This is a genomic window from Sorangiineae bacterium MSr12523, assembly GCA_037157775.1.
Lineage (GTDB): Bacteria > Myxococcota_A > Polyangia > Polyangiales > Polyangiaceae > Pendulispora > Pendulispora brunnea.
This window is the reverse complement of sequence record CP089982.1, coordinates 2,423,706-2,450,049: the sequence shown is the minus strand read 5'-3', so window position 1 is coordinate 2,450,049 and position 26,344 is coordinate 2,423,706. Positions and strand designations below refer to the sequence as shown.

At 65.5% G+C, this 26,344-nt stretch carries 23 protein-coding genes; 6 read left to right on the top strand and 17 right to left on the bottom strand.

Annotation, left to right across the window (positions count from 1 at the left end):
* Positions 1-11: 11 nt before the first annotated feature.
* Together LZC95_09865 and LZC95_09860 are read right to left on the bottom strand one after the other, a co-directional pair.
* A complete protein-coding gene (locus LZC95_09865; GenBank protein ID WXA97140.1) occupies positions 12-794 on the bottom strand; it encodes a Nif3-like dinuclear metal center hexameric protein in 783 nt (260 codons plus the stop codon).
* A gap of 10 nt (positions 795-804) precedes the next feature.
* Positions 805-1,401, bottom strand: coding sequence for a hypothetical protein (locus LZC95_09860; protein ID WXA97139.1), 597 nt, complete (start codon positions 1,399-1,401; stop codon positions 805-807).
* 171 nt (positions 1,402-1,572) lie between these two features.
* On the opposite strand from LZC95_09860, the gene LZC95_09855 reads away from it, so the two are divergent.
* The 3 genes from LZC95_09855 to LZC95_09845 all read left to right on the top strand — a co-directional run bounded on the left by LZC95_09855 (position 1,573) and on the right by LZC95_09845 (position 4,156).
* Complete coding sequence (locus LZC95_09855) at positions 1,573-1,893, top strand: DUF1232 domain-containing protein (GenBank protein WXA97138.1); 321 nt, start codon at positions 1,573-1,575, stop codon at positions 1,891-1,893.
* Positions 1,890-3,008 (top strand): 3-deoxy-7-phosphoheptulonate synthase, encoded by a 1,119-nt coding sequence (locus LZC95_09850; GenBank protein ID WXA97137.1) that lies wholly within the window; start codon positions 1,890-1,892, stop codon positions 3,006-3,008. The genes LZC95_09855 and LZC95_09850 overlap by 4 nt, the downstream gene beginning before the upstream one ends.
* A 68-nt stretch (positions 3,009-3,076) precedes the next feature.
* The gene (locus LZC95_09845; GenBank protein WXA97136.1) at positions 3,077-4,156 is read left to right on the top strand and encodes a teichoic acid biosynthesis protein; all 1,080 of its coding nucleotides are present in this window, start codon (positions 3,077-3,079) and stop codon (positions 4,154-4,156) included.
* A 539-nt stretch (positions 4,157-4,695) separates the two neighbouring features.
* Here the strand turns inward: LZC95_09845 and LZC95_09840 are convergent.
* From LZC95_09840 to LZC95_09790, 11 genes are all read right to left on the bottom strand, one after another.
* Positions 4,696-5,112, bottom strand: coding sequence for a secondary thiamine-phosphate synthase enzyme YjbQ (locus LZC95_09840; GenBank protein ID WXA97135.1), 417 nt, complete (start codon positions 5,110-5,112; stop codon positions 4,696-4,698).
* Positions 5,113-5,194: 82 nt separating this feature from the next.
* Positions 5,195-5,539 carry a hypothetical protein gene (locus LZC95_09835; protein ID WXA97134.1) on the bottom strand — a complete coding sequence of 115 codons (345 nt, stop codon included), beginning with the start codon at positions 5,537-5,539 and terminating at the stop codon, positions 5,195-5,197.
* Positions 5,540-5,788: 249 nt separating this feature from the next.
* Entirely contained in the window at positions 5,789-8,359 is a 2,571-nt protein-coding gene (locus tag LZC95_09830) for an MMPL family transporter (protein ID WXA97133.1), read from the bottom strand.
* Positions 8,356-9,384 carry a phosphatase PAP2 family protein gene (locus LZC95_09825; GenBank protein ID WXA97132.1) on the bottom strand — a complete coding sequence of 343 codons (1,029 nt, stop codon included), beginning with the start codon at positions 9,382-9,384 and terminating at the stop codon, positions 8,356-8,358. The genes LZC95_09830 and LZC95_09825 overlap by 4 nt, the downstream gene beginning before the upstream one ends.
* Positions 9,381-10,748, bottom strand: coding sequence for an aspartate aminotransferase family protein (locus LZC95_09820; GenBank protein ID WXA97131.1), 1,368 nt, complete (start codon positions 10,746-10,748; stop codon positions 9,381-9,383). The genes LZC95_09825 and LZC95_09820 overlap by 4 nt, the downstream gene beginning before the upstream one ends.
* Positions 10,745-11,101, bottom strand: a complete 357-nt coding sequence (locus LZC95_09815; protein ID WXA97130.1) for a GtrA family protein — start codon at positions 11,099-11,101, stop codon at positions 10,745-10,747. Before LZC95_09815 ends, LZC95_09820 begins: the two co-directional genes overlap by 4 nt.
* Before the next feature lie 74 nt (positions 11,102-11,175).
* A complete protein-coding gene (locus LZC95_09810; GenBank protein WXA97129.1) occupies positions 11,176-12,009 on the bottom strand; it encodes a CDP-alcohol phosphatidyltransferase family protein in 834 nt (277 codons plus the stop codon).
* A 39-nt stretch (positions 12,010-12,048) separates the two neighbouring features.
* On the bottom strand, positions 12,049-13,167 hold the full coding sequence (locus tag LZC95_09805) for a Gfo/Idh/MocA family oxidoreductase (protein WXA97128.1): 1,119 nt from the start codon (positions 13,165-13,167) through the stop codon (positions 12,049-12,051).
* A 391-nt stretch (positions 13,168-13,558) separates the two neighbouring features.
* Positions 13,559-14,152: a TetR/AcrR family transcriptional regulator gene (locus tag LZC95_09800; GenBank protein ID WXA97127.1), complete on the bottom strand. Its 594-nt coding sequence runs from the start codon at positions 14,150-14,152 to the stop codon at positions 13,559-13,561.
* Between the two features lie 326 nt (positions 14,153-14,478).
* On the bottom strand, positions 14,479-15,240 hold the full coding sequence (locus LZC95_09795; GenBank protein ID WXA97126.1) for a DUF3047 domain-containing protein: 762 nt from the start codon (positions 15,238-15,240) through the stop codon (positions 14,479-14,481).
* A gap of 138 nt (positions 15,241-15,378) precedes the next feature.
* The gene (locus LZC95_09790; GenBank protein WXA97125.1) at positions 15,379-17,457 is read right to left on the bottom strand and encodes a hypothetical protein; all 2,079 of its coding nucleotides are present in this window, start codon (positions 17,455-17,457) and stop codon (positions 15,379-15,381) included.
* A 233-nt stretch (positions 17,458-17,690) separates the two neighbouring features.
* Between LZC95_09790 and LZC95_09785 the strand changes: the two genes are divergently transcribed.
* Genes LZC95_09785 through LZC95_09775 form a run of 3 tightly spaced genes read left to right on the top strand, consistent with a single transcriptional unit; the run spans position 17,691 to position 20,856 of the window.
* Positions 17,691-18,980 carry an HD domain-containing protein gene (locus tag LZC95_09785; GenBank protein ID WXA97124.1) on the top strand — a complete coding sequence of 430 codons (1,290 nt, stop codon included), beginning with the start codon at positions 17,691-17,693 and terminating at the stop codon, positions 18,978-18,980.
* Positions 18,977-19,624, top strand: a complete 648-nt coding sequence (locus tag LZC95_09780; GenBank protein ID WXA97123.1) for a hypothetical protein — start codon at positions 18,977-18,979, stop codon at positions 19,622-19,624. The genes LZC95_09785 and LZC95_09780 overlap by 4 nt, the downstream gene beginning before the upstream one ends.
* Positions 19,621-20,856, top strand: coding sequence for a glycerate kinase (locus LZC95_09775; GenBank protein WXA97122.1), 1,236 nt, complete (start codon positions 19,621-19,623; stop codon positions 20,854-20,856). Before LZC95_09780 ends, LZC95_09775 begins: the two co-directional genes overlap by 4 nt.
* Here LZC95_09775 and LZC95_09770 read toward each other — a convergent pair.
* The 4 genes from LZC95_09770 to LZC95_09755 are packed head-to-tail and all read right to left on the bottom strand — an operon-like array spanning position 20,831 to position 26,275.
* A complete protein-coding gene (locus LZC95_09770; protein WXA97121.1) occupies positions 20,831-22,243 on the bottom strand; it encodes a HAMP domain-containing histidine kinase in 1,413 nt (470 codons plus the stop codon). The two genes, LZC95_09775 and LZC95_09770, sit on opposite strands and share 26 nt — an antisense overlap.
* Before the next feature lies 1 nt (position 22,244).
* On the bottom strand, positions 22,245-23,249 hold the full coding sequence (locus LZC95_09765) for a PEGA domain-containing protein (GenBank protein WXB00315.1): 1,005 nt from the start codon (positions 23,247-23,249) through the stop codon (positions 22,245-22,247).
* Positions 23,250-23,256: 7 nt separating this feature from the next.
* Positions 23,257-24,534, bottom strand: coding sequence for a protein kinase (locus LZC95_09760; GenBank protein ID WXA97120.1), 1,278 nt, complete (start codon positions 24,532-24,534; stop codon positions 23,257-23,259).
* A 31-nt stretch (positions 24,535-24,565) separates the two neighbouring features.
* Positions 24,566-26,275: an AMP-binding protein gene (locus LZC95_09755; protein WXA97119.1), complete on the bottom strand. Its 1,710-nt coding sequence runs from the start codon at positions 26,273-26,275 to the stop codon at positions 24,566-24,568.
* Positions 26,276-26,344 lie beyond the last annotated feature (69 nt).

Genomic DNA, 26,344 nt, shown 5'->3' with positions numbered 1-26,344 from the left:
CTGCTCTGACCTCACAAAATCGCGAAGGGGTCGCGATCGCGTTCGCTCCGGTCCACGATGATTGCCGAACCTCGGAGTCGTTGGGCCAGTGCCTCGAGCGCGACACGCTCGCTGTTCGAGTGGAGCGCGCACACCACGGTCATCCCGGCCGCCGCCGCGGCGAGGGCATCGTGGTGCCGAAGCTCGCCGGTGAGGAAGACATCCGCACCGGCGGCCAAGGCATCGCGGTACAAGTCGCCGCACGAGCCCGCGCACACGGCCACGCGCCGCACGTCGCCTGCCGTCGGGCCCGCGACGAGCGCGTGCGAGACGCCGAGCCCCGATTTGATGCGCTCGATCAGCGCGGCGCGCGTGGTGGGCTCCACGTCGCCGATGCGGCCCATCCCGAATCCCGGCGGCAACGGTTCGCCACCCTTCGGCGGCTGCGTGCGCAAAGGAGCACGCGTCACGAGGCCCACCACATCGCCGAGCACGTCGTTCGTTCCGCCCGGTGCAACGTCCAGCGCCGTATGCGGACTGAAGATCGCGAGACCATCGCGGATGGCCGAGAACACGAGCCCCGGCGCCGTCACGCGCTTGAGCGGCTGAAAAATCGGCGGGTGGTACGCCACGATCAGCTCTGCACCGCGGGCACGCGCTTCGTCGGCGACCGCTTCCGTGCAATCGATGGCAAGAAGCACGCGCGACACCGAGGCGCTGGGATCGCCGAGGAGAAGTCCCACGTTGTCCCAGGGCTCGGCAAACCGAGTCGGGGCGATCCCTTCGAGAACGGCTACGACGTCGCGCACGTGCATGCGCGGTACGCTATCGATGGAGCGGCTTTAGAGCAATCACCGCACCGATGCCCTCGGAGTGCCCAATCAGCTCCTCGGCGGCCCTGGGCGCCGCCCGGCACCAAGCGAGGAACGCATCGACGGCGGCGGGGTCGGCATCGCGCATCGCGCGGAAGTCTTCCCACCCACTGCGATTCAGCATGAAGCCGCCAATGGGCTCGTACGGATTCGCGATGGCCCAACGAACCAACATGCGCACATGATCGGGCTGCTCGTCCTCCCAGCGAATCAGGCGCGCCGCGCTGTCGGGGTGATCGCTTTTCCAATCGCGGAGCATTTTCGCCGGGAAGGGATACCGCTCACGCCATTCGGATGCGGTCTCCGTCAGCGGCATGGGGTACTTCTGATCTTCCTCCATTTGCTTTTGCAACGGCGTGGCGACGCCTGGGGGCGGGTTCCGGTCGCCATAACCGGCCGGTAGCTTGAATTGCACATTGGTGACTTCGGCCGATGTGAGCTGCGTTTGGGCCGTCTGCGGTGGCGGCGAAGACGACGCGCACGCGACGGTTAACGCGGCGGTGGCCAGGGCGGTCACGCTTGCAATGCGAACGACGTTCGAGGTTGCCATGGGAGGGGCCTCCTGCCGACGCAGCAGTGCATTGCGCGCGCCAATCCGCTCGAGCTACCCGAATTCACGCCGCGCGGAAACGGAAGGCTCCCATAGACGGCGCCTTGGGCACCCATGGATTCGATGTGTGGCATGTGGCGCGCGTGCCGCGTTGCGTTTATGTTCCGCACAATGGCCAGTCCAGTTCGCAGGGGAACCGTCCCCATCGGATACTTCGCGGCCCTCTATCGGTTTTTCCGCGACCCGAACGCGTCCAAGATCGGCAAGCTGTTCGTCGTTCTGACGCTGGCCTACATCGTGTGGCCGCTCGACTTCGTGCCGGACGTGGCCCCCATCCTGGGTTGGCTGGACGATGCGGGGTTGGCGACGGTGGCGCTCGCCTATCTCGCGCGGGTGGCCGCCCGCTATCGATCCGAATCGCTTCAGCAGCTTAGCCCCGCTAGTTCAGCCCCAGCCCCAGGAACATCAGCCCCAGGAACTCTATCGCCGTGATCATCATTCTCAAGCCCGACGTCGCCCCCGACGGACCGGAAGTCCAAGCCCTCGTCACCCAAGCATCCCGGTATCCCAATATCGCCACCAAGGTTCATTCCTACCGGGGCGAAAACCACTTATTGACCGAGGTGCACCTGATTGGTGAAACCAAAGTCGTTCCGGCGGAACCTTTTGCCGAGCAGCCCTTCGTCGTGCGCGTGGTGCGCGTTTCGGAGAAGTATCGCGTTCTGGGCCGGCACAATGGCCAGGTGGATGCGGTCGGGTTCGAATACCGCGGCATTCGTTTCGGTCAGGACACACTGAATGTCTTTCCGGGTCTCTGCGCGGTGGACAATCGCGAAAACGTCGAGGCCACCTTCAAAGCCATTGGCGCCGCCGGTGTGAAAACCGCACGCATGGGCGCGTACAAACCGCGCACGAGCCCGTACGATTTCCAGGGGCATGGCAAAGACTGCCTGCCTTACGTCTTCGAACTTGCCGGCAAATACGGAATCGAAGTCGTTGCGATGGAAATCACGCGCGAGCAACATTTGGATGAAATCCGCGAAGCGTTGCGCCAGGTGGGCCATCCGACCGGCGTCATGCTTCAAATTGGCACGCGCAATGCGCAGAACTTCGAATTGCTGAAGGTCGTCGGCCAGCAAAAAGAGTTCCCGGTGCTGTTCAAGCGCGGCATGGGCATCACGTTGGAAGAGGCGCTCAACGCCTGCGAGTACGTCGCGAGCGAAGGAAACTCGAGCATCGTGTTCTGTCTGCGCGGGGTCAAATCGCACCTGGGTGCGCCCCACCGCAACATGATCGATTTCGCGCACGTGCCGGTCATCAAGCGGCTCACGCGGATGCCGGTCTGTGTCGATCCGTCGCACTCGGCCGGGCGCCGCACCATCACGCCCGACGGCATGACCGAGATCCACCACGCCACCGCGGAAGGCGTCATCATCGGCGCCAACATGGTCCTGGTGGACTTCCACCCCGACCCGGCCCATGCCCTCTGCGACGGGCCGCAAGCGCTTACCCTGGAGGAGCTGCCGGCCTTCCTGGACGACGTCCGCCTCGTTCGGCAGACGTACCTTGCGCGGCTCGAGCGCGCGAAGGCACGCGCCACCGCGTAGCGAACGCGTACGGTCTGGCAGGTGGCTTGGCGCATGGGCAGGGGCAACAAAGGGTGTAGCCTTTGCCCATGCGAATTCTCTACGGGGTCGTCGGCGAGGGCATGGGGCACGCGATGCGGTCGCGTGTCGTCTTGGAGCATCTCGTGCGGGAGAACCACGAGGTCGAGATCATGGCCTCGGGACGCGCGGTCGACTTTTTGTCGAAACGCTTTGACGAGGTGCGGAAAATCCATGGCTATCACCTCATTTACGAGGAGAACCGGGTTCGTCTTGGCAAGACGGTCTGGTCCAACGTCTTGGCGGGCACCGGCGGCGTTCCCGAGAACATTGCAGCTTATTTCGAGCTATTGACGAGCTTTCGTCCCGAAGTCGTCATTAGCGATTTCGAATCGTGGACATACCTTTACGGCAAGACACACAATCTTCCCGTTCTGAGCATCGACAACATGCAAATCATCAGTCGATGCACGCACGACGACGAAATCGTCCGCGGCTACGAAACGGATTTTCAACTCGCGCGTGCGTTCGTGAAGGGCAAGTTGCCCTTCTCCAGCGAGTACTTCATCACGACGTTCTTCCATCCTCCCGTTCGCAAGGAAAGAACGCGTCTTTTTCCTCCGATTCTGCGGCCCGAGATCGAGCAAGCGAAGGTCATCGCGCGGCGGGGCGAGCACCTGCTCGTCTACCAGACCGCGGAAGGCAACGAAGGGCTCGCACGCGCCCTCGCGAGCGCCAACGTGGAGTGCCGTATCTATGGCATGCGGCGACAGATTCAAGAGGAACAAGTCGAAGGCAATCTTCGCTATATGCCATTCAGCGAAACGCGTTTCATCGAAGACCTCGCCACTGCACGCGCGGTGATTGCGGGCGGTGGTTTCACCCTCATGGGGGAGGCGGTCTATCTGCAGAAGCCGATGCTCTCGGTGCCCGTACGCCGGCAATTCGAGCAGATTCTCAACGCGCGCTACCTCGAGAGACTCGGCTACGGACGCGAGGCTTCGCAGATCGATGCCGAAGCCGTAAAGGCGTTTCTCGATATCGTGCCTCGATGCGAAGAAAAGCTTGCGAGCTATACGCAAGACGCCAATCGTGAACTGTTTCGCGCGGTCGACGAATTCCTCGATCGAGCGGCCGCAGGCCTCGTCTAGGCGGTGGTTACGGAGAGCTCGGCGGCGTCCGCGCTCTCGTATTTCCCGTCGAAATCGCGGGATTCCTGCATTTCGTTTCTTACAGCGCCAGCGCCACTTGCCAGCTGGAGTCTGTGGCTTATCTTCAAGCTTAGAGGGTGACGCAACCTTGAGAAAAACGTCCCCCAAGAGCTTTATCCCCGTTGCACGTCGCTTCGGCGACACCTGGATCTTCGGAATTCAATCCTTCCCCTGAAAACCGATGCTCCAGGACGCTGCGGCCCCACCAAACGGGGCTTACGCGGGGTCCTAACTGGCCTCCTTCGCGCGCCCTCCCCTCCCCGCGCGTTGGAGGCCGTTTTTTTTTGTGCGCTGCTCGGTGACGCCAAAAGACGTGCACGAGCGCGTGCGCGTGCACGAGCACGACCACGCGTCACGAACACGAGCACGAGGTCGTGTTCGTCTACGTGGTCGTGCTCGTGATCGTGGTCGTGCTCGTCTACGTGCACGTGCACGCGCACGCGCTCGTGCACGTCTTCTAGCCTCAACCGTCGCGCCAGCTACTCCCCCACGACATTCACCACGATCCTCCTCGCATGCGCCCTCGCCCTGTGCTCCCACAGGTAAATCGCTTGCCATGTCCCCAGGACCAACTTCCCCTGGGCGATGGGAATCGATTCGCTCGTCTTCGTGATGGCGCCGCGGAGGTGGGCGGGCATGTCGTCGGGGCCCTCGTCGTCGTGCTCGTAGTGGGCGGACTCGGGGGCGAGCCGCGACATCCACTTTTCCAAGTCACGAAGCACGGCGGGGTCGGCATTTTCCTGAATCACCAACGACGCGCTCGTATGCTGCACGAACACGGTGCAAAGCCCGTTGGTGACCTGCGCGCCCGCCACGATGCGCGCGACCTCGCGCGTCACATCGTAAAATCCCCGTCCATCCGTCCGGACATTCAACACATCATTGAGAATCTTCATCGCGTCGCCGTTGCATAGAGCCAAAGCTCATCGGCGTATATGCCCCATTTGGGGCTCTTTTGTATCCCGGTGGGACGACGCGCTAGGCGTGGCCGTTGGCCGTGGGAAACGGCTCCGGAATGGCGTCGACCGGGTTCATCTCGTCGACGGTGACCGCGAATTCTTCTTGGGCCTGCGTCTCGACGAAAGGGCCGCCGACTTCATCCGCGTTCAGAGCATCCCGAAGCTCTTGAGTCACTTCTTCACCCGAGGTGGCCGACGCGAGAAAATCTTCTGCGAGCGATTCGGCAATGGGCTCAGCCGCGCGCGTATGACCGCTCTGTCCCCGACCATAAGGGTCAGGAATGAACGCATCTGCGTCGTCCGTACGGCCTCGCATGTGATGTGAGCCAACATTGCGGCGGGTTGCGCCGTCCGAATGCTTCATAGGATCTCTCCTTCTCGTCGTTCCTCGTTGCGGGTGTCGAGTCCTCCCCTCCGCCAATAAGACTTGGGGCAATGACCTATCAACCGCAACTCAGCAATGCGCGTGCCGCGATACACCTTGCAGGCACGCGTGGGCTCCCTATCCGACGACTTCTCTGACCCCGCTCGACTTCGTCGTCAAGGGTCGATGCGCGCAATCGTACATTGCACGCTCGACCCTTAACCGGAGCGGCCAAACCGAAGTCGGCGTTCAGTGTGTCGCGGGACGCCCGTGCTCGGAACCGGGAGACGATTCGGGGGCCGTCGAACGGCGGCCACCCCGCCGCTTGTCCAGCCACGAGACCAGCGCGGGGAGCGCCAGAATCGCCGCGGACACGCACGCGAGTTCGCCCAGCACTGCGACCAACCCGAACAAGAACAAGGCGCGATTTTGGGCCATCAGCAGCGACGAATAGCCGATGGTCGTCGTGAGCGAGCATAGCGCGACCGCACCACCGGTCGCACGCACAGCAAGCCCGACGTCCCTACGCCCATCCTGCGCGTAGCGGGCCATCACGTTCACCGCGTAGTCGACACCGATGCCGAACGTGATGGGAAACGCGATGAAGTTCGCGAAGTTGATACGCACGCCGAACGCCATCATCCCGCCGGCGAGCCACACGACGCCGAGCAGCAACCCGCCGATGATGTACACCGAAATCAAGTTCGTTCGGAAAAGCAGCAGCACCACGAGAATGACGCCCGCGAGGGCCGCCGCACTGGCCTTGATACCGTCTCGACGGATCGACTCGAGGATGTCGGCCGACAGCGGAAGCGATCCCGCCACCCGCGCGGGCTTGGCCTCTGGACCCACCGCGTCACGCGCAATCGTCCGCAGCGACTCCACGAATTGGGCAAGCGGCGGGCCTTCCCAGAGCGCGCGCGAAGGACGCGGGAACACCAGCACCGCGCGACCGTACGACCCATCGCGCTCGCGAAGGCCCGTGGTGAACGTGTGCGGCAGATCCGCGAACGTGATCGGCTTGTTCTCTTCGTTGGCCAGCAGCCGATCGATCTGCTCCTTCTTGTCCTCGGGTACGAGGGAGCGCATCTTCGGCGTCATATCCTCGCGGATGGCGTCGGCCTCCACGAACTTCGCCGCTTGATCCTTCGGCAGCACGTCGTCGATGGTGCGGATGTTCGAAATCATGTCGTGGAGCGGGCTGTCCTTCGCCATCCACGCTCGACGCACCGCCTCCTCCACCGCATGCGCTTGTTCCGGGCTGTCCGTCAGGATCACCGTGGGCGTGAGGTACGTGCCGAGAAGCGCGTCCATCTTGCGCCCCCAGTAACCCTCGCCGCTGACCCACGTGTCCGCGCGGCGAAGCTTGGAGAAGTCGTACTCCAGCTCATTCGCACCGAAGCGGCTGAGTTGATGCACGGAGAGCACCAACAGCACCGCGGTCGCGGCAATCACGATGCCCGAGTGGCGCGTCACCAGCTTGGCGAAAGGCGCCATGAAGCCGCCGTGCGTCACACGACGATGCGCCTTCGGATCCTTGTCGAGCGCCTTGGTCAGCGACGGCATGAGCAGGTACGCCGTGAGCCACGACATCACCATGCCGATGCCGCCGATGTACCCGAACTGCGCGAAACCACGGAAATCCGTGAGCGCGAGCGACGCATAGGAGACACCCGCGGCCAGTGCCGCCGACAGCGTACCGACGCGCGAGCCCCACACGCCGACGACCAGCGCCTCGTCCACGTTGACCCCCGCCCGCCGCTCTTCGATGTAGCGCGCGAGCAGGATGATCGCGAAGTTGATCCCGTTGCCGACGATGATCGAGCCGAGGAAGGCCGTATTCGAATTGAGCTCTCGCACGTTGAACGGCGGGAACGAGGCAATCGCGAACGAATACACCGTGGCAAGCAGCAGCGGCGGAAGGAGCACGAGCACGCTGCGCGACCAACGGTAGTACACCACCAGCACGGCCACCACGAGCACCAGCACGATGATCGACGAGAACGACAGATCGGTCAGCAGCGCCGACGTCTCCTCGACGGAGATCGCCACGTCGCCCGTGTATCCGACCTTCATGTTCGGCGCGTAGTGATCCGTGCCGCCCATCGACACGATATCCGCCTTCACGCGATCGAGGAGCTCCGTGCCGCGGCCTCGGCCCGAGGAGAACTCCGCGACCTCGATGAGCATCAGCGAAACGTGCTGCTGCGCATTGGACCATCGCCCGTTGGGGAAGCGGTCCTTTGCGTCGCTGCTGCCGCCGAGACGCTCCTTGTACTTCGCCTCCAGATCGGTGAAGTCCAGCGGCGGCGGCGCCTCGTCGTCATCGAGCGACGCGCCCGTCTGCTTGTTTACTTCGTAATCGCGCCGCGCCTCGATGCGCGCGCGAATGGTCTTCAGGTCCTCGAGGTCCGTGTAGAGTGCAGCATTCTTCTCGAGGAAGGCTTTCTCCTCGGCCTGCCCCAGGCGAACCTCACGCACGAGCTCCGGCGGGTACGCCCGCACGCGCGCGGCCAGATCGTCGAGCAGCTTCTCCCCCGCGGGGAGATTCTCGGGCGATCCCGAGTCCACGATGACGCCGAGGTACTGCAGACCGGGCATGCGCTTGCGCAGCTCGTCGATGGCCACCACGCTCTGGGCATTGCGCGGGAGGAGCTCTTCGAGCTCGCTGCGCAGGTGCATGTACATGTTGGCGGTGCGCCAGACGGCTGGAACCGCGAGGAGGAGCGCGATCACCCAGAGCATGCGGCCATGACGGACCGTCCAAGCTACTGCGGCACGGGCCCACGGAGGCGCCGGATTTCCCAATCCGTGGCTCATGACTGAATCTCCTGTACCTCTCCCGCCGTGGTGCTTGGCAGAAGAATGTCTTGGGCCGGGCTTCCGATATCGGAGGCGTTACTGGAGGCACGGCGCCGCAGCGCGTTGCCGATCATGCGCAACGCGACGAAGGTGAGAATGGCGTAGGTAATGCCGACGACGGCGTCGACCACCCAATGGTGATCGAGGTAGATCGCCGAAAAGCACATGAGCAGGAAGAACGCGACGGTGAAGGCCCGTCCGCGCCAGCGGAACTGAGACCAACCCTCGAGCACCACCAAGAGCGGATAGGCGCAGTGCAACGAGGGCACGGCACCGAACACGTCGCTCGCGCGACCGTACATGCCGTGGAAGTACGTGATGCCCAACAGCGCATCGACGCGCGCAAGGTTCGGTCCTTCGCTCGCCTTGGCGAAGAGGTCGACCGCGCAGCCGTGCGAGTGGAAGTACCAGGGCGGGGCCGCTGGATAGATGTGGTACGTCGTGAAACCGATGACGTTCAGCGCCAACCAGCCCCAGGTGAAACGCTGCATGGCCACGAAGTCGCGCTTGAAGAGGAACGCGGCAAACAGGATGCAATAGAAGAGGAACGTGCCGTAAGGAACGGAGCACAAAAGGTCGAGCCACGTGGTTGCATGCACCTGAAACCAATCGTGGAGCGTGATGCGCGTGCCGCCCGAATCGAGGCCGAACCAACGCAACTCAACCGCGCGCAAATCGCACAGGTGCACGCCGGCCGCATCGAACCCTGCGTGCTGAAAGAGCCGCATGGAATCGAAAAGTAGGGCGACGAGTCCCATTGGGTAGAGGCCTACGCACAGCTTCTTGGTGAACGCCGTGCCGTAGGCGAGCCCAATGACGACCACCGTGATGAGAACGTGGTCCCACCGCGCCTCACCGCGGTAGACGTTCATGGCGAGGTTGAGGACGAATGGAATCGGCGGGAGCCACGCCCAGCGCGGCCAGAGCGTGCGCACGTGCGCGAGCGCCCTTCCCGTGAAGCTGGTGGTGGCGAGCTCCGTCACGTCAGACCCCAGAGGTTCGTGCGCTTCGCCTCGTCGAACACTTCACGCAAAACAGCGATGCCGTTCTTCGCAGTCTCGTGGTCGATGGTGAGCGCGGGTTGAATGCGGAAGCTCGGTGCGTACGACATGGTGAGCAACCCACGGCGAACGCACTCGTCGAAGATGCGACGGGTAACGGCGCGCGAAAGCGGCTCCTTGGTCTTCTTGTCGGCGACGAGCTCGATGCCCATGAAGAGGCCGCGTCCGCGCACGTGGCCGACGAAGGGGTACGCCTCGACGAAGGCGGCAAGCTCTTCGAGCATCGCGGCGCCGACCTCGCGCGCATTGTCGACCAGGCCGTCTTCTTCGATGGCCTTGAGGGCCGCGACACCCGCCGCTGCCGCCAAGGGGTTGCCGCCGTAGCTCGACGACGAGCCCGACGGATTGGACCACGGCTTCGCCTGCGCGATGGCATCCGTGGTGAGCACGCCGCTGAGCGGGAAGCCGCCGCCGAAGGCTTTGCCGAGGGTGACGATGTCGGGCTTGGCCCCCGAGTGCTCGACGCCCCAATAGCGGCCGGTGCGCCCGAAGCCGGTGATCATCTCGTCGGCGATGAAGAGCGCGCCGAACTCGTGCGCGAGCTCACGCACCGCGGGGATGAAGTCGTCCGGGGGCACGACGTTGCCGGCGGTGCCCTGCATCGGCTCCACGATGAACGCCGCAATGGAGTTCGTGGACGCGTATTTCAGCTGCTTGCGCCCCTGATCGATGCACCCGAGGCCGCACGTGGGGTACGTCGACCCGATCGGGCAGCGGTAACAATCGGCGTACGGCAGGATGTGCGAACCCGGCACCATGGGGCCGAGTCCTTCTTTGAAGTTGGACCCCATGAGCGAAAGAGCGCCCATGGTCTTGCCGTGAAATCCGCCCCAGAAGGAGACGAACTCGGTTTTCTTGGTGTGGCTCTTGGCCAGGCGGAGCGCGCTTTCCACGGCCTCTGCGCCGCTCGAATACAGTTGCAGACGATGCACGCCCTCGGTCGGCGGGTGCTTCGCCACGCGCTCGAGGAGCTCCACGCGGGCTTCGGAGGTGAAGGAGCCCACCGATGCGCGCGCCACTTGGTCCTGAATCGCCTTCACCACCCCAGGGTGGCTGTGGCCGAGGGCGCCGACACCGATGCCGCCAATGAAGTCCAGGAACGTGTTGCCGTCGACGTCGGTCACCGCGCTGCCTTCGGCGCTCTCGACCGCGATGCCCGCCATCACGGCATAGCCCTGCAGGCCAGGGGCCACGTGCGCATCTTCGCGCTGGCGCAACGCCGTGCTGCGCGGACCCGGCACGATGGTCTTCAGATGGACTCTTTGCTTCTTCGGCGTGCTGCTCATGTTTTGGGTGCCCCGAACACGAAGTGACGTTGCAGGGGGAAATTCCAGAGAATGCTTACAACGATGGATACGCACACCCGCGCGAGCAGGTATTGCACTCCGAGGGCGTGATGAAGGACGTAAACGCCCAACGAGTTGAACGCCGCGCTCGCCGCCGAGACGACGGCATAGCGGGCGGCCTGCGGCGCCGCCGAGCGGGAGGTGGCTCGGAAGATGCGACGTCCGAGGAGGAAGTTCACGATGGCGCCGAACAGGGCGCCGACGAGTGTCGCGATGGCCGGGGAAAGGACGCCGAGCTCGACGAGCACGGTCATGGTCCCAAAGTCGAGCGCCGTTGCCACGACCGAGGCCATTTGGTGTCGCCCTAAGAGATGCAGCGTACTTGGTCCCAGGCGAACGCGGGATTCTGTTGTCATGGTTATTCGATTCATGATGCCGCCGACGTCACTTCGGACCGGATTGCCGACGAGGCAGGCGGCGCAGCCTCTACGGATTCTTCTTCTTCGAGAACGGGCTCCTGCGGAAGCGGCGATGCCGCGTCGCGTGCGCGCAAGGTAGCGGCCAGCGCGGCGAGCCGGCGGATCGCGCTCACGTTCGAGAAGAGCGCCACCACCGCGAGGGCCGCAATCATCGGCACCTTGCCCATGAGGGGAACCAACGTGATGCCCACGTTGAGATAAACCGCCCGCTCCGAGCGCCGCATCCACCCGCGCGGAACCTCCGCGTGGCAGGCCTCCGCCTTCGCGGTGGCGTAGCTCACCATGAAGGAACCGAGAAGCGCGGCGAGCGCAATGACCAACGTGGGCACGTCATCGCGGTAATAGATCGCCAAGCCCGAGAGAAAGGTGCCCTCGAAGTAGCGATCCACCGCGGCATCGAGCACCTCGCCCGCGTCCGACGCGACGCCGGTGCTGCGCGCAACCAGGCCATCGAGCGCGTCGCCCAGGGCCGCGACCGCCGTGATGACCGCGGCCACGCCAAAGTGACCGAACGCGAGCGCGCCCGCCGCAATCAGCGCAAGCCCCATCGAGGCCAGCGTGATGGTGTTCGGGCCAATTCCGAGCCGGATGCAGAGGCGGGCCACCGGCTGGAGAGACCAATAGGCCATCTCCATGAGCCGGCGGCCCAACAGCGGCGACGAGCCCGCCGCATCGACGCGCGCGAAGTGCGCTTCTCCCCGCAGGACGAGCCGCACCCCGTACGCGACGACGACCGCCACGAGCAGAGAGAGGAGTGCGAGCGAGCAGATTACGTCGATCACCGGTTCGTACCTTCTTCCAACAACGTCTCTACCTTGCGATCACCTTGCCACCGACACGGCCGGACGGCGCGTGCGGCTGAGTCGGGCTGCCTCGCCGAGCGGAAGCTCGCGCGACCCCTCCATGGCGGACTGGTAGGCGCGCGTGATGAGCTCGACGCAGCGAAGGCTGTCCTCCGCCGACTTGCCAACGTGCTCGCCAATCTCGATGGCGTGCGCGAAGTCCTCCAAGAGCGACTCGAACCAAATGACGTGGCTTGCATCCATCCAGTTCGACGGAACGCTGTCGCGCAAAGTTTGCCACTTGTGCGGCTCACCCTCGCGCGAGGTGAGAACGTTCACCTCCACGTCGTCGTCCTCGACGCGAATCGCGCCGCGCTCGCCGTGCAAGGTGTAGATGACCTTGCGTACGCCTGCGGTCCACGAAAGATGTGCGCTCGCGGTCGCGCCCGGGAAGCTGATCGCGCAGCTGAGGTTGTCCTCGGTATCGTAGGGTCCCAGCGTAGACATCTTCGCGGTGATGGCGGTGGGGTATGCCCCCAACCAATCGAACGCGAGGTAGAACGTGTGGCTGCCGTGATCCATGGCGATGCCACCGCCCGACCAGCGCTTCTCACGTCGCCAGTCCGGACGGAATTCCGGAACACCGCGCGCGTGCGTGCTGCGGAAGGTCTGCAACGTAACCATCGACACACGGCCGATTCGGTCGGCGTCGAGTGCGCGCCGCACGGCCTTGATCACCGGGGCGTGGCGGTAGTTGTGACAGGGGTAGAGAACGCGTCCCACGCGGCGGGCCCGCGCCAACATCGCGCGTGCGGCATCCGTCGTGGTGGCGAGTGGCTTCTCGCAAAGGACATGCAACCCGCGGTCGAGCGCCTTCAACGCCAGGGGCGCGTGCTCGGACGGAGGGGCCGAGATGTCCACGAAATCGAGCTTTGCATCCTCGGTGGCAAAGAGAGCGTCCGCGCTTTCGTAAATGCGAACACCCGGCATCTCGGCGCGCGCCCTTTCGCGGCGTGCCGCGCAGGTATCCACCACGGCCACGATTTCCAGCGGGGCGCCTTTGCTAGCAAGCGCCTTGTAGGCCGGAGCATGTCCGCGTTCCGAAATGAAGCCATACCCAATGATCGCCCCGCGAAGTGACGGCCGACGATCGCTCATGGTTACCATCCCCTTTCCACCGGCGCGCCCAAACCTGGACGGACTGCGCACACTGCGCGGGCGCCACTAACCGCAAAACTGGAATCGACCAACGCACTAAATGCGCCACGCCCTGACGACGCGTTGACGCAGTGACTGTAAACGGCACGTAACGGCAACTGCGCTACCGAGCTTCCGCCCTTCCTTGAAAAAGAACCAATTTCTGTAAGTTCCAAGCCCAAAACGCTGGGATATCTACTTGGGTTCATCGCCAAATTCATCGCGTTCTTACCTCGCCTACGCGGGTGACCGCTGCCGTATTGCGAAAGCAGTGCCCGCGTGCGAGGCCGGTGTTCAGTCGAGCCTTCAAAAACTTGCGCGTTCAACCAGAGAAGCGGGCCGGGTGCAAGAATCACGTGCGGCTCCTCGCTCGCGGGACCGCACCGGCGCCGCGCAAGAAGAGGTCGACCACGCGCTCTGCCTCCTCGGAAACCGGACGTGCCGCCGGCAACTCGAGCCGATCGAGGAGGATTGCCCGCACCACACCCATGAGGAGCGCCGGATACAGGTCCGCCGCTTCCGGCCGAAGGGCCTTTTCTTTCAGCCCCAACTTGACGATGTCGGCCGCCTGTTGCTCGATTTTCAGCAGGGCAGAGCGCTCGGCCGGGTCGATCCGATCGAGGCATTGCAAGCGCAAATGTTCCGTCTGAAGCACGATTGACAGAAAATCGTGCCGGTTTTCGAAGTGCTGCAGTACGGCTTGAACGAACGCCGTCAGCTTCTCCCGAAACGGCAATTTTTGCGCTTCTTTGAGGACGGAATCGACCTCCGCAAACATTTGCGCGCGACGCGTGGTGAACAATTGACGAATGAGCTCGTCGCGATCGCGGAAATGATTGTAAATCGTGCCGACTGCAATTCCTGCGCGTGCTGCAACCGCGTTCAGGCTGAAGGACTCGACCCCCGCCTCGGACATCACCTCTTCGGTAGCGTCCAGTATCGCCATGGCCGTTGCCTCGCGTAGGCGACTACGCAGCCTTGAAGTGCGCATGGCATTTGATGAACGCGGATTCACGACTTGAAGGCCCGAAGATTTGGGGCTGCCGAGGCCCACCGTCAAGCGATAATTCCCGGTTTTTCGCGCTTTTCAGCGCTCCTTAACCGTTCTTAACCGACGGCAGAAGTCGCCGTATGGTTACTTACGCGCGCTGCCTGCCGGTGGTTCCACGGAATCGACAGGTACCGCTCGACAAAGTTCCCCAACTGGTTACTTAGCGTTCGGTCCGAGCTCGACCGGGCGACTCATTTCGCGACGCTTCATCTCGCGACGCTTCATCTCGCAACCAACGTGAAGTTCGCATAGTCGGCTTCGGCGAGCGTTTTGGTACCGTCACCGTCGGTTACCACGCCAACGTAAAGGACCTTTTGGCCTTCGCATGCGCCGTATTCCTTGCGGTAGAGGGCGCAAAGGTCGACGCTTTCCTGCCGCCATTCGGGGCCCGCGGGATCGTTCCGCAAGGGCACCTGCAGGAGCCCGTGCTGGTGCGTGCCCGTCGCGCCGGGTTTGGCCAGCCAACCGAACTTGAATCCGCGACCGCCCACGATCATCGAGGGCTGCTTGATGATGACGTAGATACCCGCCGCGCAGTCCTCCCAGGCATCGTCTTTTACCTGGGGATGCCGGGTCACCCGCCACTTCCACTCGAGGCTCGCGACCTTGTCGAGTGGCGCTGGATTCTGTTGGAACGGTTGCCCATAGTGCATCGCCGGCGGTCGATCCTTCGTGGTGCCGTCGTAGCGGGCGTGCAGGAAATTGAAATCACCTTCCGTGCGGAGCGAATAGACGCGGGCCAGCGTATCGCGGTCGTGATCGAAGGGATCGAGCCACGCGAGCGGCCGTTTGGAGAATTGCTCCTGCCAGTAAACGCGGCGTGGAGCGGACGCGTCGGATTTCGCCGGGGCGGCGGGCGCTGCGCTCGGCTCGGCGGCGGCGTTGGATGCCGCAACCATCAACCCCGTGGCGAGGAAAATCGCTGCCGAGGCAGCCAATGCGGAAAGACGCCACGTGGAAATGAATCGGGATAGTCGCTGCATGGAAGCACGGGATCTTTAAGGCAACTTGGGCGCCCCTGCATTAGCACGAGGTCTCCCCAACGCCCACAAAGTGTGTTGTCCCCAGATTGGACGTCACGACGTCCACTCCCATGCAAGCCAACCGCAAATGAGACCGAATTATCGCGTCGATGGCGAGCCGCGCGAGGAAAGCGGGCGGCTCGATGCAACGGCGCGGGCGCGGACGACTTGGCCCTCGGAGATGATTTCCACGCCAATGGTGCGGGCGCGGCGTGAGAGCCGTTCGGGATCCACACCAGGCTGCACGATGAGCCCGCCGGGCGGCGACGGGTCGACGAACAGCTCGGTCGTCGCGCGGCGGGTTCGGAGCATCTCCCGCACGTTGGCATCGTCGACCCAGAGGAAGCCTCCGGCGGCGACGAAGCTGCCCCGTCCCACGACCACGCTGGCCTGCGCCAGCGTGCGCGAGAGCGTGTCCGGCAGGGGAGCGAGCGCTTCGAGACGCTGGCGGAGCGACTCGGGGTCGAAGCCGGCCGAGAGGGCCCGTGACAGCGTCTGCGGCGCGACGATGAGATCGATGGTCTCGGTGGCGCGGCCCACCTCGACGAAGGGTGCAATCTGCATGATGTTGCAGATGCGGGCGTGCACGCCGACGCGCAGCACGTTGCCCTCTTGGAACTGCGAGGGCGTGATCTCCGTGGACATCGGCCGCTCGAAAAGCAGCGAACGACCGCGCGGCGTGAGCCGCAACGTGACCGACGCGTAGCGATCATCCGCGGACGCGCCCTCGCTGTAGGAGTCTTCCTCGCCCAGGTCGAGCACACCCAGCGCCGGAAGGCTCTCGTGCACGATGCGCGCGGCGACGTCCATCGGATCGACGGCCTCGACGCCGACGCGCTCGGCCCAACGGCGCAAGAGGCGCGTGATGCCCGGGATGCGGTCGTCGCTCTTGAGGTAGCCCGCGAGCGAGGACCACGGCACCCAGCCGCCCTCGGCCAGCTCGGCCACCGCGTCGAGCACCATCTCGCGCAAGACGCCGACAGGGCTCGGGTCGCGCGACTCGGTGGAGATGCGAAAGAGCTCCGGCTCGGGCCGTGCTTCGTCCCACGCACCGCCGCGCCGCCAGGTGCGGAAGAGCGCGGGCGTGAGCTCACCCAAGGTGAACGAGCCGGGAGGGGCCGACGCGCTCATCGCGGAGTTGTCCCAAAGGCCCGCGGCGCGCGAGAGCGTGACGAGCAGGCCCACCTGCGTGAGGTCACGCCCGAAGCGCGTGGCCAGCCTCTGCACGAGCGACTTGGGCGTGCCGATGCCCGCGCGCACTTCGTTCCCGCCCTCGCGGGCGACGATGGCGAGCGCAATGGCCAGCACCGACGGATCGGCCGCAAAGCGCGCGCGCCGAGGAGCGTGATCGCCCGAGACGACGAACGACTTCACCTGCTCGCGGCGCTGCGCGCGCTCGGCGAGGCGGGTCGCACCGACGATGGCGGCCACCTCGGTGGGGATGATGTGGCGGTTCGGATAAACCGGGATGAGGAAGCCGCGACGTTCGAGCGACACACCGACGCCGCGACGCGAGGGCGTGGGGCCCGATGCGCTGCGCAGACGAAGGGGCTCGCGCTCGAGCTCGAGCAGCTCCTCGGTGGAGACTTCACCGCCCTCGCGATCGACGCCGTCGAGCAAACGCCGCTCGGTGGGGGCGAGCCGCTCGATCTCGTGCTCGAGCCGGTTCTGATCCGTCAGCGCTTCCCACGCCTGCTCGAGCGAAAGCGCGAACGGCTGTGTGGCGGGGCGCCCGAGGTAGTGGCTTGCGACGGCGCTCGCGGTCTCGGGCGAGGCTTGTGCGAGCAGCGCGCGCAGACCGTGCGGATCTTCCCCCTCCCACGTGCGCAATTGCACGAGGTACGCAGGAGGCAAGATGAGCTCCACGGCGGGTCGCTTCTCCGACGACAACGCATGCCCGAGCGCGGCGCGCGCGAACATCAGCCCACGGGCGCTGAGAGGTTCGAGCGCCGGCGGCACCGTCGGCACCACGAGCGATCCTCGTGCCTCCGCCACGCGATGCAGAAGCTCGACGCACGCATTGGGCAGTCGGCTTGGATCGCGGAGATCGGGCTGCGAAACGAGCGCGCGCGCGACCTGCGAAGGAACATCGAGCCGTTTGGCCGGATCGATGCGAATGTTGAGCCTCGCAATCAGCGACTCGAGCTCCGCCGCGGGAAAAGCGCGTAGGATCTCCACGAGCCGATGCGTCGGCTTGGGTGAAACAGGCGGGGGGGATTGGTTCGGAGAGGGCGTCAAACGAAAACGGCGGGGCTAGGATATCGGAGGGAGCTCGCGCAATTTGCGCGGGTATACAGCTAAAACCAGATGGTAACCCGAAAGTGAATTCGAAAGACTAGCATGAGCTGGAGAATTGGCACACAGGGCCACACTTCATTACTCGGATTACATTCAACCACCCATAAAACTCCATGATCTTGCGCGATCCGGTTCACGGTCTGGTGTCGTTCGAAACCGACGAGGAGCGCGTCGTCGAGCTTTTGATGGACACGCCCGAGGTTCAGCGGCTGCGGCGAGTGCGTCAACTCGGGGTGACGTCCTTGGCTTTCCCCGGTGCGGAGCACACGCGTTTTGCACACGCCGTGGGCGCGGCGCACGTGATGAAGCTCCTCTTGGCGCGCCTGCGGGCCATCCAGGAAGAGATACCGTTTTGGCAGCAGGTGACGACGGACCGCGCGCGCGATGCGCTGGCCGCCGCGTTTCTTCATGACGTGGGGCACGGGCCGCTGTCGCATCTGTTCGAGGACGCGGTGCCGGGCACGCCGCACCACGAGGTGTGGACGGAGCGCGTGGTGCTCGATCCGGGAACGGGCGTGCACCAGTGCCTCGCCTCTCTCGACCCGGCGATGCCCGAGCGGGTGGCCGCACTCGTGCGCGGCGAGCATCCCCTGCCCTATCTGGCCAAGGCGGTGAGCGGTACGTTCGACGTCGATCGATGCGATTACCTGCTTCGCGATGCGCATGCGACGGGCGTGCGTTACGGCGTCTACGATCTCGACTGGCTTCTTCGCAGCTTGCGGTTTGCGCCCGCGAAGGAAAACACGGCGCCGGCGCTGGCCATCGACGGCGCGAAAGGGCTGCCGGCCATCGAGGCGTTTTTGCTGGCGCGCCTCTTCATGTTCCAACAGGTCTACCTGCACAAGGCGACGCGCTCGGCGGAGTGGATGATCCGCGCGGTGCTGGCGCGCGCCTCGTCGCGCATCATGGATGGCGATCGCCTGCCGCTCACGCCGCGCGCGATCGAGCACGCGGCGCATGGCGAGAACATCGCGCTGGGCGACTACCTGGAGCTCGACGATGCGGTGCTCACGGTGGCGATGCACGCGTGGGAGGGCGCCAAGGATCCGGTGCTGGCCGATCTGTCGCGGCGCGTTCGCAGCCGGCAGCTGTTCAAGACATTGGAATTGTTCGGCGAGCAGGCGAGCCTCTCGGGGCGTGAGCAAGCCTACGCGGAAGCGCGGGCCATTGCCGAGGCACGCGGGCTGGATCCCGATGGTTACGTGGGGCTCGACGTGGCGACGAATACGCCGTTCGGGGGCGAGCCCGATCCGCTCTTGGTGGTGTTCGCCAAAGGTCCGCCGCGGCATCTCAGCGACGTGTCCTTCTTGCTGGCGCGACTGGCGGGCCAGGTGCTTTCGCGCGTGCGTCTCATCTTCGCCCCGGAGCTGCGTGAGGACATCACGCGCGCAATTGCAGGATGAAATCGACATTTGCCTCGGCCAGCGTGCTGGCCTTTCTCTGTCTCGCGACACCTGCGCGCGCGGAGCGAGCGGGCTTTCGCGGGGAGGATACGTCGTACGGTCGCATCGAGGGGGATCTGTCCTTCGTGTTCGGGCTTGGCGCCACCTTCGGTCCGCGCGCGCCGCGTGGAGCGGTGGATGTCCGGCTCCGCTACTTGGACACGATCGGGATGTTCGCGACCTACGAGGAGGGCTTCGGCGGCGCCGCAGAGCCGCGGCGGGTGCTGGCCACCGGCGTGGAACTGCGGCCCCTGTTCATTGCGCGATGGCTGCAAGGACGCGAGCTCGATTCACCGCGGCTGGATCTGGCAATCGACTCGTTCGGCCTCGAGCTGGGCGCGTTCTTTGCGCACCCGGTGGGGGACACGTTCGGCTCGCGGCGCGGGCTTCAAGCGGGGCTGGGGCTCGAGCTTCCGATTTTGGCGCAGGCGAACGGGCCATGGATCGGTCTCCATGGCGGTGTACGCTGGAGCGATGACGCGCTCGGGGGTGCGCCACTGCGCGGGCCCTCCGATCGCGCCGCGTATTTCACGGTCACCTTGGCGTGGCACGCCATCTTCGGTGCCCACGTCGTGGACATGCAGGATCGGAGGCCCGAGCGATGAAGGAGCTGCTCGTCCAGGCATTTCGCGAGGTACTGCGCTCACTCGATTTCGAGGCCGCGGTGCGCGAGGGCATCGCCCGGCTGCCCGATCCGCCGCCGAAACGCGTGTTCGCCGTGGCCATCGGGAAGGCGGCGCCCGCGATGATGGCGGGCGCCCTCGCCTCGCCGTGGAACATCGAACGCGCCATCGTCGTTTGCCCGGAGGGGACCCCGTCGTCCTTGCCCGAAGGTCCACAGCTGGAGCTCCTTCGCGCCTCGCACCCGCTTCCCGATGCGCGCAGCGTGGAGGCCGGAGCACGCGTTCTGCGTTTGGCCGAGAGCACGACGCCGGAGGACCTGCTGCTCGTGCTGATCTCCGGCGGAGCGTCGGCCCTGGCCTGCGCGCCGCCGCCGGGCATCGGCTTCGCGACGAAGCTCGAGGTCACGCACGCGCTGCTTCGTGCGGGGGCCTCCATCGTCGAGTTCAATACGGTGCGGAGGCATCTTTCGCGCTTGAAGGGCGGGGGCCTGACGCGCGCAGCCCGCGGTCCCGTCGTCGCGCTGCTCGCGAGCGATGTCATCGGGGGAAAGGCGCACGACATCGGCTCCGGCCCGACTGCGCCGGATCCCACCAGCGTCGACGATGCGCGCGCCGTGCTGCAACGGTACGCGCCGCAGTTCGCATCGTTGGAGCTGGTTGCCTCACTCGCACCATCGGACGAAGCGGCCGCGCGCGAGCGGCACTTCATCGTCCTCGAGCCGGAGCTGCTGGCGGAGCGCGGAGCCCGTGCCCTCGAGCGCGCGGGATGGTCGGCCAGGGTGCTCCCGCCGTCGATGGCCTCGGTCTCGGTGCTCGCGGACGAATATGCGCGGCTCGCGCGGTCGCTTGCGCCGGGGCAGGCCGTGGTGCGCGTGGCGGAGCCATCGCTCGAAGTCGATCCTGCCTCGTCGGGTCGCGGCGGGCGCTCGGGCCACCTTGCCGCCGTCGTCGCCCCTCGCCTTCCGCGCGATGTGGCCTTTCTCGCGGGCGCTTCCGACGGCGCCGACGGCACGAGCAGCGCGGCCGGCGCGGTGGTGGACGCGGCGTGGGCCGCCGCCGTGGGCACTTCGCGGCACGCCGACCACATCGCCCGCTTCGACACGGCCGCTCTTCACGCAGGCACGGGCAGCGCCATCCTCACCGGCCCCTCCGGCGTGAATCTATGCGATCTACACCTATTGGTGCGCGCTACGACTTCTTCCGGCGCGGCATGACGAGGGCCACTTCGGTGCCCTTGCCAACCTCGCTCCGGATTTCCACCTTGCCGCCCAAGGCGCTCACCAGGCCATAGACCGCGCTCAGCCCCAAGCCGCTCTTCGACGTTTGCCGCGGGCCGCGGGAGTAGAACGGATCGAAGACGCGCGCGAGCTCGCCCTCGGGGATGCCGTGCCCTTCGTCGCTCACCGAGAGCACCACGCGATCGCCTTCGTTGCGCACGCTGGCGTGGATGGTTCCGCCGCCCGGCATGGCCTCCACGGCGTTGCGTGCGATCTGGAAGAGGGCCTCGGCCAAGGCCGCGACGTGGCACTCGATGGCGCCCACCGTCGGATCGTAGTTGCGCATCACGATGACGCCCGAGCGGGCGCGCCCGATGGCGCTTTCCAGCGCGAAGTCGAGCATGGCGCCGACGTCGGCCGGCTCGAGGATGCCCTCGGCGGCCATGGCAAAACGGCGCAGGCGATCGACGGTGCGGCGAATGCGTTTGAGCCCTCCGTCGCTTTTTTGAATGGCCGACAACGAAGGCTCGACCGGCGCGGAAAGCATTTTGGCGGCTTGCTGGTTCGAGGCCACGCTGACGGCCAGCGCATTGTTCAATTCGTGCGCCATGCCGCCGACGAGCACGCGAAGGGCTTCCAGCTTCTCGACGACCACGAGCTGCTCTTGCACGCGCCGCATGCGCGAGACCGCCGCGCTGAGGCGCTCGATGCGGCGAAAGGTCGCAATGCTGACGCGATGGCGCGACTGCGCCAACACGACGCCGGCGACGCCGCTCATGAAGAGCGTGACGTGCGCATAGAGCGGCGGCTCCCCGGCGACCCAAAGGCCCGCGTACGACGCGCACGCATTGATCAGGGCGATGCCCGGCGGCAGCGGCACGGTGGCCGCCATGGCAAAGCCGGCCAGCGCGATGATCATGACGTAGTGGCTCTCCGGGCCGCCGGTGGCGCGGGCGATGAGGCCCCAGCCGAGCATGGTCACGCAGGAAACGGCGATGGCGACCCCCAACAGTGCTTCCACCCTGCGATGGACCATGCGCGGCACCACCAAGGTGCAGAGGCCCACGAAGATGGCCACCGCGGCGCCGGCGATGGTGGCCATGGCCGGTGGATCGCCCAAGTACAGATCGAGCACCGTGAGGATGCCGGTCAGCGCGCCGATGGCCGCGGCGGTTGGGAGCAAGCGCCCGGCGAGTTTCAGGCGCTGCTCGGCGAAATAGCGACGCCGCGAGCGGCCGGTGCGGCCGGACTTCTCGTTGACATGGTCGGCGCGCTTGCGCAGCGCGCTCGGTGGCTGCAGGGAAAGGCTCGCCCTGGGCGCCGGCCCCGTACGGTCCGGGGTCGGTCCTGAAGGCGCCACTGTGGTGCGAGCAGGTTCCGTCATTCTAAAAGGATCCAACGATGGCCGCATGGCCCGGCGAGACGGCCAAGTGCGCGCTCTTCACCGCGCCACCTTCTCCTTTGGACGCAGGAGCGCTGAGAAGCAAGTAAACGCCGATGCCTGCGGTCGCAAAACCCACCAGAAAGGATACATCCGCCAGGGTGCGAAACGTGACGCCGGTCGATTTGGTGTCGCTCGCCCCCGTGCGCTCGTATTCGTTCGCCAGCGACAGGGCACGCAGGCCAGCGTAGGTCCCGAAGCCGGCAACGGCCACGCCCCCGGCCACGAGACCCCACCCCATCGCGCGCACGTTGGACGATCCCGAGTCGGCCGGCGCCGGCGCCAACGCGGGCGTCTCCGTGCTCTTCATGTTGGAGCGCTCGGCTTTTGCAACCTCGGGCTTCGCGCCCCCGTCGTCCGTGACGCGCGCGTCGAGGGTCACGCTTTTCGGCGTGTTCTTCCCTGGCGACACGCGAATCGTCTCGTCGAATGGCTCGTAGCCATCGGCCTCCGCATGCAGTGCGTGCTCACCCGCGACGACCCGCACCTCGGAGACGCCGCCCGGGACGAGGGGCAGCGGCTTTTTATCGAGCGTCGCCCGCGCACCATCCGGTGCCACCTGGATGCGCAACGTCCCCAGGTGCAACCGCACCTCCGAGAGCGCTGCGCGCGCGCTCTTCTGTTCCTCCGGCGCCGCACCGCCGTCGTCGACGAGAAACGACAAGAGATTCTGCTCCGCCTCGACGTACTCGCCCGTCTTGGCCCGCGCCAATCCCAAATTGAGCAGGATGCTCGGGTGCGAAAAGAGCCGGTAGGCCTCCTCGAAAGCATCGCGCGCCGCGGCGTAGTTTCCCGCTTTGGCCGCAGCCACGCCGCGACGAAACGCCGCCCGCGAGCGCTCCCGCGCCGCCTGGTCCTCCCGAGCCTGTGGCGCGCGCGGTGCTGCGGGGGCCGCGCCGGCGACGAACAGGTTCGCGAGAATCAGAACGAGCGGCCAAAGGACTCGCATCACGGGGTCAGTATTTGGGCCTTTCGATCCAGCTAGGGGAAGAGCCCGCAGGCGCCGCTTTTCGTTTCGTCCCCACCGGAGCTTTCCAGCGTGCCTTCGCAGGCTCGCCCGCGGGCGCGGTCTCCGCCTCCTCGGCCTTCTCCTGCGGCGCCGAAGGCTCGACGACCGCCGCCGCATCCACGGCTTCTTCCACCGGGGCCTCCACCACCGCCGCCGACGGCACCGCGAGGCCCTCGGCCGCCGCATTGGCGCGCGCGTGCCGGGTCACCACCGCAGCCACGGCCGCCGTGCCCAAAAGCACCGTGCCAATCGCGATGACCAACGCCGAACGTGAGCCCTTGGGCGGCACGGCATGCGGCTCGATGCTGCTCGCCGTGGGCAAGGCCAGCGAGCCCGTGGAGCCTACGGACACCGAAGGCAACGACGCCGGCGGCTGCAATGGAGGGCCCATGGCATGCCACGCATGCAAAAGCTCCACGGCATTGCCGAAGCGATCCGCGGGCTTGCGCGCGAGGCACCGCGCGATGAGCGCATCGAGCTCCAACGGAATGGCCACCTGCGTCACCGTTTTCAGGCTGCGCGCGGGGCGTTCCAGCTTGCTCGCCAAAATGGCCATTTGACCCGCGGCGTCGTAGGCGATGCGGCCCGAGAGCGCCTCGAAAATGACCATGCCAAAGGAATACAGATCGGCGCGCTCGTCGACGCGGGAGGCGCCGCGAATCTGCTCCGGGGCCATGTACGCGATGGTCCCCACGGACTCGCCGGTTACCGTCAGCTTTTCCGCGTCCTGGAGATCCAGCTTGCAGACGCCGAAGTCGAGCACCTTGGCATGCTGGGTACCGTCGTTTGCATACTCGATGAAAATATTTCCCGGCTTCAAATCGCGATGCACGACCCCCGCCGCGTGCGCGTCGATGAGCGCGCGCAGCACGTTGTCGCCCATCGCGTGCACTTCGTCCCAGGGGAGCGGCCCGCCCGCGCGCTTCATGCGCTCCGACAGCGATTCGCCGTGAAGCAGCTCCATCACCAGGAAAAGCTCGCCCTCTTCGGTGCCGTCCACGTCGAGCAGCTGCGGGATGTAGTCGCTGCGGATCCGTGCAACCGCCGCCGCCTCGCGCTCCAGGCGGGCCATGAGCAAATCGCCGATCATGGCGCGGCTCACCACCTTGATGGCGACGTTCGTGCCCGAGGCAATGTGCAGCGCGTGGAACACCTCGCCCATCCCTCCTCGGCCGATGGTGGCCAGGAGTTGGTACTTGTCACCTAGAACGGCGCCCACCTGCATACGGCAGGTACGAGCTTACCCTGTTTTGACGTTACGCGCGCCAAACGCGGAGGTCGCGCTTCATCACCTTGCCGGTGGCGTTGCGCGGAAGCGCGTCGAGAAACACGAAATCGCGCGGAACTTTGGGCCCTGCGAGGCGCTCGCGCGTCCACGTTTTCAAGTACGCGTCATCGAGCTGGCTGCCGGGCCTGGCCACGACGAATGCACGCACCCTCTCGCCCCACTCGGCATCTTCGACCCCGACGACCGCCACCTCGGCGACATCGGGGTGTGCCTCCAGCGCGGATTCCACCTCGGCCGGGTAAATGTTCACGCCGCCGGAAATGATCATGTCGCGCTTGCGCCCTTCGATGAAATAGCGGCCGTCGCGGTCTTTTCGCGCAAGATCGCCCACGCTGAAGAAGCCGTCGCGCAAGCTCGCGGCCGTGGCGTCGTCGTCTTTGTGGTAGCCGGCCACGAGCAGCTTGTTCTTGACGTAAAGCTCCCCCACTTCCCCACGTGCAACCTCGACCCCGGCGTCGTCGAGCAGCCGAATGTCGTTGCCGGGGATGGGCTGTCCGATGGTGCCGGGCGCAGCCCGCAGATCCTGCGGATTCGCCAAGGTCACCAGGCCGGTTTCGGTGGCCCCGTAAAAGTTGAAGAGAATGTCACCGAAATGATCCATCACGCGAAGACCGAGCGGGCCCGGAAGCGGCGCGCCGCCGCAGATGATGGCGCGCAGCGAGCGCGTGCGGTAACGCGCGAGCAGCTCGGGCTCCAGGGAGAGGACGCGGTGCAGCATCGTCGGCACCACCGCGGTGGTGGTCACGCCCCAGCGCTCCACATCCCTCAGGAAAAACTCGGGCTTGAACTCGTCCATGAGCACCGCGGTGGCCCCGAGGATCTGGCTCAGAAGGAGGAACGCAAGCGCCGTCGAGTGGTAGAGCGGACACGCCACGAGGTGCACGTCGTCGGCCCGCATGGGCGTCTGCGCGATGAAGCGAAGGGCGGCCGGAAAGGCGTCCTTCGGGAACTTGCGCACCGCCCCTTTGGGTTTGCCCGTCGTTCCCGACGTGTAGATGACCACCGCGGCCTCGGCATCATCCGCCGCACCATTGGCCGGAGCATAATTTTCCAACGGCGTTTCATCGAATAGATCTTCGTACGAGGTGACGCCCTTGGGCACCTCGCCGGGGCCGGCGCCGACGACCACGAATTGAGACCGTTTCAAATGGGGAAGAGAGCGGCTCGCCTCCTCCACCACCGGCCAGAGCTCGGGATTGAAAACGATGAATTTGGCGCCGGAATGCATGGCCAAATAGGCCAGCTCCGCGGCCGTGGAGCGCCAGGATACGCTCACGGCGGCCGCACCGACCCGGGTGGCCGCGTTCTGCGTCACCACGAACTCCGGCCGGTTCTTCATCATGACGATGAGACTGGATCCCCTCGAAAGCCCGCGGGACGAAAATCCCGCCGCCACCCGCGCGATGCGATCTTCCAGCTCCGCAAACGTCAGGGCCTCGTCGCGCCAGCGCAAGGCCACCTTGTTCGGCGTATTGGCGGCGTGGACTTGGTACATCTGCGACGGATTTTGCGACCTTCGCGTGAGCACTTCCATGAGTGCACGCGCGCCTGGCACGTGAAATTGCCACATCAGGCCCGTCTGATTGGCCACTTTGGCCATGACCCGCACGCGCCCGGGGACGTCGACCAGGCGTTCCTTCAAGTCCGTCAACTTGGCTGCACTAGGAAGACGAAGCATCGATTTATTGTGATATCTTTACCTTCGCATGGAAAGCAATCCGCCGGGGCCAGTCCTTAACGGGCGATC

Bases quoted from the DNA above. Each gene is read 5' to 3' on its own strand.
- LZC95_09865 (WXA97140.1), bottom strand. From the start codon at position 794: ATGCACGTGCGCGACGTCGTAGCCGTTCTCGAAGGGATCGCCCCGACT.
- LZC95_09860 (WXA97139.1), bottom strand. From the start codon at position 1,401: ATGGCAACCTCGAACGTCGTTCGCATTGCAAGCGTGACCGCCCTGGCC.
- LZC95_09855 (WXA97138.1), top strand. From the start codon at position 1,573: ATGGCCAGTCCAGTTCGCAGGGGAACCGTCCCCATCGGATACTTCGCG.
- LZC95_09845 (WXA97136.1), top strand. From the start codon at position 3,077: ATGCGAATTCTCTACGGGGTCGTCGGCGAGGGCATGGGGCACGCGATG.
- LZC95_09840 (WXA97135.1), bottom strand. From the start codon at position 5,112: ATGAAGATTCTCAATGATGTGTTGAATGTCCGGACGGATGGACGGGGA.
- LZC95_09835 (WXA97134.1), bottom strand. From the start codon at position 5,539: ATGAAGCATTCGGACGGCGCAACCCGCCGCAATGTTGGCTCACATCAC.
- LZC95_09830 (WXA97133.1), bottom strand. From the start codon at position 8,359: ATGAGCCACGGATTGGGAAATCCGGCGCCTCCGTGGGCCCGTGCCGCA.
- LZC95_09820 (WXA97131.1), bottom strand. From the start codon at position 10,748: ATGAGCAGCACGCCGAAGAAGCAAAGAGTCCATCTGAAGACCATCGTG.
- LZC95_09815 (WXA97130.1), bottom strand. From the start codon at position 11,101: ATGGCCTCGGTCGTGGCAACGGCGCTCGACTTTGGGACCATGACCGTG.
- LZC95_09805 (WXA97128.1), bottom strand. From the start codon at position 13,167: ATGAGCGATCGTCGGCCGTCACTTCGCGGGGCGATCATTGGGTATGGC.
- LZC95_09800 (WXA97127.1), bottom strand. From the start codon at position 14,152: ATGGCGATACTGGACGCTACCGAAGAGGTGATGTCCGAGGCGGGGGTC.
- LZC95_09795 (WXA97126.1), bottom strand. From the start codon at position 15,240: ATGCAGCGACTATCCCGATTCATTTCCACGTGGCGTCTTTCCGCATTG.
- LZC95_09785 (WXA97124.1), top strand. From the start codon at position 17,691: ATGATCTTGCGCGATCCGGTTCACGGTCTGGTGTCGTTCGAAACCGAC.
- LZC95_09780 (WXA97123.1), top strand. From the start codon at position 18,977: ATGAAATCGACATTTGCCTCGGCCAGCGTGCTGGCCTTTCTCTGTCTC.
- LZC95_09775 (WXA97122.1), top strand. From the start codon at position 19,621: ATGAAGGAGCTGCTCGTCCAGGCATTTCGCGAGGTACTGCGCTCACTC.
- LZC95_09770 (WXA97121.1), bottom strand. From the start codon at position 22,243: ATGACGGAACCTGCTCGCACCACAGTGGCGCCTTCAGGACCGACCCCG.
- LZC95_09765 (WXB00315.1), bottom strand. From the start codon at position 23,249: ATGCGAGTCCTTTGGCCGCTCGTTCTGATTCTCGCGAACCTGTTCGTC.
- LZC95_09760 (WXA97120.1), bottom strand. From the start codon at position 24,534: ATGCAGGTGGGCGCCGTTCTAGGTGACAAGTACCAACTCCTGGCCACC.
- LZC95_09755 (WXA97119.1), bottom strand. From the start codon at position 26,275: ATGCTTCGTCTTCCTAGTGCAGCCAAGTTGACGGACTTGAAGGAACGC.